The organism is Victivallis sp. (assembly GCF_048170485.1).
Taxonomy (GTDB): domain Bacteria; phylum Verrucomicrobiota; class Lentisphaeria; order Victivallales; family Victivallaceae; genus Victivallis.
This window is the reverse complement of record NZ_DBEXAY010000315.1, coordinates 1-3,475: the sequence shown is the minus strand read 5'-3', so window position 1 is coordinate 3,475 and position 3,475 is coordinate 1. Positions and strand designations below refer to the sequence as shown.

Below are 3,475 nucleotides of genomic sequence, written 5' to 3'. Positions count from 1 at the left end.
AAGGCGGATGAAAAAATTTTTAAAACTGTTGTTGGTTCTGATCATCCTTGCGGCGCTTGCCGCCGGCGGAGTGTGGGCATATCGCACCTGGCTGCAGAAGAACGATATCATTCAATATAATACCGAAAGTGTAGCGCGTGCCGACGTCGCCAGCACCATCAGTGCGACCGGCACCGTCGAACCGGAGGAGCTGGTCAACGTCGGCGCTCAGGTCAACGGGAAAATCGTCACCTTCGGCATCGATGCGAACGGCAAGAGCGTCGATTACGGCTCACCGGTCAAACAGGGAATGGTGCTGGCCAACATCGATGATGTCCTCTATGCGGCGGAGGTCCGTTCCGCACAGGCGGCGGAACAGGAGGCGCAGGCGTCGATTCTGAGCGCGAAAGCCAGCATCAAGCAGGCGGAAGCAAAGCTCGCGCTGGCGAAGAACAACTGGGAACGCGCGCAGGATCTCTATCCCAAACAGGCGATGGCGAAGAGTGAATACGACGACGCGGAAGCGGAATTCCTCGCCGCGACCGCATCCAAACTGGTGGCCGAAGCCTCCCTGGCGCAGGCGGAGGCGCAGCTCGCCACCGCCGAAGCGTCGCTGGACAAGGCGTCGCGCAACCTCGGTTACTGCGTGATCAGCTCCCCGGTCGACGGGGTCATCATCGACCGCCGGGTCAGCATCGGGCAGACGGTGGTCTCCAACATGAGTGCGTCGAGCATCTTTTTGATTGCCAAAGACCTGAAGCGGATGCAGGTCTGGGTTTCGGTCAACGAGGCGGATATCGGCAGCATCAAGCCGGGCATGCCGGTGGAGTTCACGGTGGACGCTTTCCCGAACCGGGTGTTCAAGGGGGAGGTGTTCAAAATCCGCCTCAATGCGACCATGTCGCAGAACGTCGTTACCTACGTGGTTGAAGTTGCGACGGATAACTCCAACGGGGTTCTGCTGCCCTACCTTACCGCCAATGTGAAATTCATCCGTGACAGCCGTTCCAACGTGCTTACCATTCCGAACGCGGCACTGCGCTATCTGCCGGAGGTCGGTCAGGTTCCGGAGCAGTACCGCGAAGAGCTCGCCGCCGCCGCAGAACTGCGCGGCAAAAAGGAACGGATCATCTGGGTGCTGGAGGAGGGGGTCCTGCGGCCGCTCCGGGTCAAAACCGGCCTCAACGACGGAATTGTTACGGAAATTTCCGGCGACGGTCTGGAAGAGGGCATGCAGATTGTGACCGGCACCTCCGTCATCTCGGCGGAGCAGGCCGCCTCCAGTCCCGGCGGCAGCCCCTTCCTGCCGAAACCGCCGCAGCGGAGAAATCGCAAATGAAATTGATTGAACTCAAAGATATTACCAAGACCTATTTTCTCGGGGAGATCGACGTGCCCGTTCTCAAGGGAATCACACTGTCGATCGACCAGGGGGAGTATGTCGCGCTGATGGGGGCGTCCGGTTCCGGAAAAAGCACGCTGATGAACATTCTCGGCTGCCTGGACCGTCAGACCTCCGGCGACTATCTGCTCGAAGGAGAGGAGGTCGGGCGCGCCTCCGGCGACCGCCGGGCGCAGGTCCGAAACCGCAAGATCGGGTTCGTTTTCCAGAGCTTCAATCTGCTGCCGCGCACGACGGCACTGGAGAACGTCATCATGCCGCTGGCCTATACCGCCGGCGGCCTCTCGCGCCGGGAGCGCCGGAAACGGGGGATCGAGATGCTCGAACGGGTCGGCCTTGCCGATCGAATCTATCACTATCCCTCGCAGCTGTCGGGCGGCCAGCAGCAGCGGGTGGCGATCGCCCGTGCGCTGATCAACCACCCGCCGGTACTGTTCGCCGACGAGCCGACCGGCAATCTGGATTCACGCACCAGCGAGGAGGTGATGCGGATGTTCAGTCAACTCAACGACGAAGGCATCACCGTCATTCTGGTCACCCACTCTGTGGAGATTGCCGGTTTCGCCAAACGGTCGATTCATGTGCAGGACGGGCAGATTGTCCGCGGCACCTACGAAGGAAAGGCGGTGCAGTCATGAAACTCAGCAGTACCGTCAGTGTCGCACTCAAGGCATTGATGCGCAATCCCACCCGGGCGCTGCTCACGACGCTCGGCATCGTCATCGGCATCGCCGCTGTCATCACGATGATGGAGATCGGCAACGGCTCCTCCCATTCGATCAAGGCTTCCATTGAGAAGATGGGGGCGAACACCATTCTGGTCATACCCGGTGCATCCCGGCGCGGCGGCGTAAGTCAGGGTTCCGGGAGCCGGATGACGTTGACGCCGCAGGACTGTGAAGCGATCCTCCGGGAGTGTTCCTCCGTCGGCCGCGCCGTGCCGATGGTGAATGCGCAGGGGTATCAGGCGATTTCCGGCAACGTCAACTACGCTCCCCGGCAGATCGTCGGGAGCGCGCCTGACTTTCTGATTATCCGCAACTGGGAGATCGGGGAGGGGCGCAACTTCACGGAGCGTGAGGTGGAATCCCGGGCCCGGGTCTGTCTGGTCGGTTCGACGATCGTGCGCGAAGTGTTCGGCGGCCGTTCTCCGATCGACAGCGAGGTGCGGCTCAAGGATACCGCATTCAAGGTGATCGGCGTGCTCAAGAGCAAGGGCGCAAACATGATGGGCGCCGACGAGGACGATGTGATCATCGCCCCGTGGACGACGGTCCGGTTGCGGTTGACCGGTCTGAAGACTGGAACCGCAACCGATACGACCAGCACGGCGGCCACCAGTCCCTCCGACCTCTATCCGGCGGAAGGAATCGCCTTTTACCCGGAACCGACGGAGAATGCGGAGACCGACACGCTTCTAGTGCCGAAGTTCATCCAGGTGGATATGATCCTGCTGACCGCGGTTTCTCCGGACCGGGTCGGTGATGTGGAGGAGGAGGTCACCGCGCTGCTGCGCGAACGTCACCGGCTCAAGCCGGATCAGCCCAATGACTTTCGAATCCGCAACTCGGCGGAATTCATGAAGATGCTGTCGAGCACTTCGACGGTGATGACCAATCTGCTGCTCGGCGTGGCGTTGATTTCGCTGGTGGTCGGCGGGGTGGGGATCATGAACATCATGCTGGTTTCCGTGACGGAACGGACCCGGGAGATCGGGCTTCGCATGGCGGTGGGGGCGCGTTCGCAGGATATTCTTCAACAATTCCTGATCGAATCGATGGTGCTCTGTCTGGTGGGCGGCATTGTCGGAATTCTTCTGGGGCACGGTTCCGCGCTTCTGGTGGAGAAATACCTCAACTGGCCGATTCAGTCCAGCCCCGGGGCAGTGGTCGCCGCGGTGCTGGTTTCGGCGGCGGTCGGAGTGATTTTCGGGTTTTACCCGGCCTGGAAGGCGTCGCAGCTGGACCCGATTGAAGCGCTCCGTTACGAGTGAAGAAACGGATGCTCAAGAGATTGCGCATTTTTCCCCGCAGCTGCCGGTCCGGCGGCTGCGTTTTTTTTGGAAAAAAATACAATTTTGAGCTTGCAAAGAGG

Annotated in this window: 3 protein-coding genes; all 3 read left to right on the top strand. The window is 60.6% G+C overall.

Features of this window, described 5'->3' with window-relative positions:
• A partial coding sequence (locus ACMLHG_RS16245; RefSeq protein WP_417171157.1) for an efflux RND transporter periplasmic adaptor subunit occupies positions 1 to 1,318 on the top strand: 1,318 nt, incomplete at its 5' end.
• Positions 1,315 to 2,019 carry an ABC transporter ATP-binding protein gene (locus ACMLHG_RS16240; protein ID WP_295807531.1) on the top strand — a complete coding sequence of 235 codons (705 nt, stop codon included), beginning with the start codon at positions 1,315 to 1,317 and terminating at the stop codon, positions 2,017 to 2,019. The genes ACMLHG_RS16245 and ACMLHG_RS16240, both read left to right, overlap by 4 nt.
• On the top strand, positions 2,016 to 3,374 hold the full coding sequence (locus tag ACMLHG_RS16235; RefSeq protein ID WP_294435135.1) for an ABC transporter permease: 1,359 nt from the start codon (positions 2,016 to 2,018) through the stop codon (positions 3,372 to 3,374). The genes ACMLHG_RS16240 and ACMLHG_RS16235 overlap by 4 nt, the downstream gene beginning before the upstream one ends.
• The last annotated feature ends 101 nt before the right edge of the window (positions 3,375 to 3,475 follow it).

What these genes read in the sequence shown, in the direction of transcription:
- ACMLHG_RS16240 (WP_295807531.1), top strand. Translation starts at nt 1,315, where the DNA reads ATGAAATTGATTGAACTCAAAGATATTACCAAGACCTATTTTCTCGGG.
- ACMLHG_RS16235 (WP_294435135.1), top strand. Translation starts at nt 2,016, where the DNA reads ATGAAACTCAGCAGTACCGTCAGTGTCGCACTCAAGGCATTGATGCGC.